The following is a 4,787-nucleotide window of genomic DNA, read 5'->3' as shown; positions in this document are numbered from 1 at the left end:
CCAACAACTGTACGTAAGCGTGCAAAGGCTTCTGCAATTAAGCGCCACGCCAAGAAGTTGGCCCGCGAAAATGCGCGCCATACAAGACTTTACTAATCACGCAACTTTGTCGTAAGACATGGCTGAATTAGTCTAGTTGCTTGTATGCACTAGATAGAATCTATCACTAGATTTAAATATGAAAAAGGGTTAGTTTCAACTAACCCTTTTTGTTTGTCACCAGGAATAGAATTAATTAATCTTCTGAAAAATCTGATAAATCAGACCAGAAACTTACTGCTCTTGAAATCCAGTTAACACCAACAGATGAATCATGATTGATTCCAAGTCCAAATCCATGTCCTAATCTTGGCATTACAAGATAATCAGCATCAATACCATTCTTCTTAAGATTTACTATAGATGATTTAAGAATTGTGCTGTTAACAATCTTATCCTGATCACCAACTACTATGAATGTAGGAATTTCTTTCTTTGATGGGAAAAAACTTAAAGGATAGGTTAATATATTTGTAGAAGGAAGGTTCTGCAGGATCTTCTCATCTTTTAATGCTTTATGACAGACATTGATAATTACCTGTGCACCTACAGAAGCGCCCCATAATGAATAATGATCTGCTTTAACACCTAATCTTGTACTGTTTTTCTGTATATATTTAATAGCTTTTACAAGATCTTCAGATCCCTTAGTTACGTCACCAATTCTATATGATAAAACAAATACATTGTAGCCTCGTCTTGAAATAGGAATGGCTATTGGAAATCCTTCATGAAGAATTGTTCTGTACTTGTAACCACCAGGAACCACAATTGCATATGGAGCATTCCTCTTTCCTCTAAAGAAGAACAGGCCTGTATTCTGAAGTGACGGATCTTTTTTCACTTCTTCGTCAGTATAATAAGAGTAGAATACCTGTTTTCCATTCTTACATTCCTTTGCAAGATACTCAAGACTTTCTAAAGTATTAACTGTTTTTACATTTCTATGTAAAGTCATTATCTTTGAAAGCATGTTTAAAGGATAATTAAGGTGCTCTTTTGTTGTATCCGGCAGGATGAGATTTGAAAACCCCGCAAAATCAGGATACACAAGAACATCATTAAATGTGTTTGTAGCCTTGAAAAACTGATAGACATCAGTTGCCTTGTCTACACCATGACGATATTTGTTAGCTGATACATCATCTAACAGCATGTTGTAATAGTTGTTACTTACCTGTGCAGCAGAACTTAACTGCATTGGAAGTAAAATACACATACCTAGTAATATTCTCTGTATAGTCTTTTTTATTATCATTTTTATCGCTCAAAATGTATTATTTAAAAGCTATCAGTAAAAGGATAGTGCAAAAATATTATTAAAGAGATGAGCTATTTCAAATTATTGATATTTGATATTGATCAATTTTGTTTTGCCTATTTTACAAAACTATAAATGAGGATTTGATTTATGTCACTGTGCATTCTGTGCTATTTTAAAGAGTGCACAGTGTATGTATCAAGGAAGGATATTTCCTGCAGCTAAATACAGCTCATACCACTGCTCTTTAGTCAGTTTGAAATCACATGCTTTTGATGATTCAATTACTCTGTTTATATTGGTTGTTCCAATTACAGCCTGCATCTGATTTGGAATTCTAAGAACAAAAGCAATTGCAACGGCCGTTGGAGTCACACCATTTTCTGATGCAATTTTGTTTAAAACCTCATTAAGCTTTGGATATTTATCTGAACCAATAAATACACCTTCAAAGAATCCATACTGCATTACAGACCATGCCTGAACGACAATCTTTTTCATTTTGCAATACTCAAGAATTCCACCTTCTCGCATAATGGCAGGGTTGTTTGTCATATTCACATTAAACTGGGCGTCAAGCATAGGTGTATGGCAGATACTTAACTGAACCTGATTTGCACAGATCTCCTGATCAAGAGCACTAGACAGATACTCTATCTGCTGAGAATTCATATTGCTTACACCAAAATTAATAACTTTTCCCTGCTCTTTTAGAATATTAAAAGCCTCAGCAACCTCATCAGCTTCCATAAGAGCATCTGGTCTGTGCAGTAACAGAGAGTCTAGATGATCAACCTGCATTCTTTTTAGTGAAGCATCAACACACTTTAGAATATAGTCTTTTGAAAAATCGTAGTAGGTAAATTTCTCACCAATTCTGATACCACATTTGCTTTGAATGAAGAACTTATCTTTTAAAGAAGGATTATCTTTTAGAACCTCACCAAATTTGCTCTCTGCTACTCCTTTTGAATAGCAGTCAGCCAGATCAACAATATTGATACCGTTTTCTAAAGCACATTCTAATAGTTCTGCAATCTTTGAATTATCAAGAGAAGGAATTCTCATTAGACCCAAAACTACTTTTGAAACTTTAGTTTTGTGCTTTCCAAATTCAATATATTCCATACAGACTCCTAATGTTCTACTACATTTCTCATACTCTGACCTGTAACAAAAGCTCTTACATTATCAGATGAAATCTTTACGATTCTGTTCTTGGTTTCCTGCAAGAAGAACCAGCCTGCAACATGGGGAGTAAGTAAAATTCTAGGCTCACTCCAGATTGGGCTGTTTTTATCTAATGGCTCATGTCTTGTTACATCAAGTGCAGCACCTGAGAGTTTTCCATCCTTAACAGCCTGCACAAGAGCATTCTCGTCTACAGCATCGCCTCTGCCTACGTTTATAAAGTAAGCTCCATTCTTCATCACATCAAAATGATTTTTATCAAACAGATTTACAGTTTGAGGTGTAGATGGCAGAACATTAACTACAATATCAGCTTTTTTAACGGCCTTTTCAAAGTCATCAAGAGTATAAAGCTCATCAATATATTCTGGCTTATCACTAATATTTCTTTTAACGCCAATAACACATGATGCACCAATGGCCTTTACTTTTTTAGCATAGCTTTTACCAATGTCACCAAGTCCTAATACTGTGATTGTTGAATTCTCTACAGAGATAATTTTTCCAAGATCAGACCAATCCTTGTTATTCTGCTTATCTCTGTACATATGAAAATGACGGATTAGTGAAAATGTCATAGCAAGCATATGCTCTGATACTGCAGGAGAAAAAGCACCGACACATGAACAAAGAATTGTTTTATCAGAAATCTTTTTTATGTAGTTGTCATATCCTGCCGAATTAAGCTGCAAAAATTCTAGATTTTTTGCACTTTCAAGAAGATTAGGATTTATATTACCAACAATGATGTGCTTATCCTTTACATCATCAGCACTGACCTCGCTTTGCTTTTTTACAGTGAGGGCAACATCAGGAATTGATTTATATATTTCTATCTCTTCTTGTGTTAAATCAAGTGCAACTAATAAATTCTTCATATTTCACTCTCTATTCAAAAGGATACTTTACAGCAAGCTGTGCTCTTATTGAGTCCATAAGATTCATCATATAAATGGTTCTTTCATGTGGCATTGAAGGACATTCAATCAGACCTTTTTCAATACACTCTGCACATTCAGTCAGCTCATATTCATATCCTGTTAACTGTTCAGGGCAGTTTATTTCCTTTACTACCTTGTACTCTTTATCAAATACAGTAAGCTTCTGAGGATTATTGATATTCTCAACCTGAATAAAGCCCTTAGTACCGTGAATCATTCCGTATCTGTCTGATACAGCAAGAGCACTTGCACATAAAACAGCCATCTGACCTGTTTTCTCATAAGTGAATGTTACAGAGTCAGACATATCTACACCTAATGAATTCTTTACACATAAGGCTTCAATATAGTCAGGATCGCCTAATACCATATTCGCAAAATTCAAAGCATAGATACCAACATCAAGTAAGGCACCACCTGCAAGTTCTGGTTTTTGTAATCTTTCCTTGTGCGCCATTGAATAGGACAGGTTTGCAGTAACCATCATCGGTGCACCAATAATTCCAGATGCAACAACATCATTTATAATCTGGCGCATTGGCTGATATCTTGTCCAGATTGCCTCGCATAGTAGGACATTATTCTCTTTTGCAAGATCACAAAGCTCCTTAGCCTGCTTTGCATTGATGGTAAAGGCCTTTTCACAAAGAACATGCTTTTTGTGTTCTATTGCCTTTTTTACCTGTTCATAATGAAAATTGTGTGGAGTTGCTATATAGACAAGATCAACTTTTGGATCATTGTAGACCTCGTCATAAGAACCATAAGCTTTGATAGCTCCATATTCTTTTGAGAATTGCTCGGATTTTTCTTTTGAACGAGAGCCAACAGCATAAAGCTTTACTTTGCTATCGCCTCGTGAATTCATCATAACGATGGTCTTTGCAAGTACAGCTGCTATAGCACCTGCACCGATAATAGCTAGATTAATCATATAAACTCCTTTTTTCATATAATAAAAAGGTTTATATGACAATTTCAAGAATGAATACTGAAGATCTTAACAGTGTTAAAAAAAATATAATGCAATTTCTTGCATTATATTTTTTTCTAATAAAATTTATAAAGGCAGTGGATTGTTATTCTTCAAAATCAACAGCAACTCTCTCAAGAGCAATCTCCCTGCAGATGCTTGCAACAGCAACGTGTCTTGGATCAGTTGCATATGAATTGAGATCATCCATATTGTCAAATTCACATACTAAGGTTGCATGGAATTTCTCTTTTGGATTTACATTAACACCAACCTGTAAAGAACGGATCACCTCGATTTGGCCCACTAATCCTTTCAGACCGTTTAAGAATCTGTGCATCTGCTCTTCAGTACCTTCTTTAAATCTCCACATTACAATATG

Annotated in this window: 5 protein-coding genes and 1 pseudogene; 1 reads left to right on the top strand and 5 read right to left on the bottom strand. The window is 35.3% G+C overall.

Annotated elements, in window-relative coordinates:
• A pseudogene (rpsU, locus tag ACJML3_RS04380) lies at positions 1-96 on the top strand (30S ribosomal protein S21); the annotation flags it as partial.
• A 139-nt stretch (positions 97-235) separates the two neighbouring features.
• Here rpsU and ACJML3_RS04375 read toward each other — a convergent pair.
• From ACJML3_RS04375 to ACJML3_RS04355, 5 genes are all read right to left on the bottom strand, one after another.
• Complete coding sequence (locus ACJML3_RS04375; protein WP_406020938.1) at positions 236-1,297, bottom strand: alpha/beta hydrolase; 1,062 nt, start codon at positions 1,295-1,297, stop codon at positions 236-238.
• 201 nt (positions 1,298-1,498) lie between these two features.
• Positions 1,499-2,428 (bottom strand): aldo/keto reductase family oxidoreductase, encoded by a 930-nt coding sequence (locus ACJML3_RS04370; RefSeq protein ID WP_406020936.1) that lies wholly within the window; start codon positions 2,426-2,428, stop codon positions 1,499-1,501.
• Between the two features lie 8 nt (positions 2,429-2,436).
• Entirely contained in the window at positions 2,437-3,369 is a 933-nt protein-coding gene (locus ACJML3_RS04365) for a D-2-hydroxyacid dehydrogenase (protein ID WP_406020934.1), read from the bottom strand.
• A 10-nt stretch (positions 3,370-3,379) separates the two neighbouring features.
• Positions 3,380-4,366, bottom strand: a complete 987-nt coding sequence (locus ACJML3_RS04360; protein ID WP_406020932.1) for a Gfo/Idh/MocA family protein — start codon at positions 4,364-4,366, stop codon at positions 3,380-3,382.
• A gap of 145 nt (positions 4,367-4,511) precedes the next feature.
• The coding region (locus ACJML3_RS04355) for a Dabb family protein (RefSeq protein ID WP_406020930.1) at positions 4,512-4,787 on the bottom strand (276 nt) is incomplete at its 5' end.

It is taken from the genome of Succinivibrio sp. (genome assembly GCF_045124615.1).
In the GTDB taxonomy this organism is placed as follows: Bacteria; Pseudomonadota; Gammaproteobacteria; order Enterobacterales; family Succinivibrionaceae; genus Succinivibrio; species Succinivibrio faecicola.
This window is presented reverse-complemented; position numbering and strand designations above follow the sequence as displayed.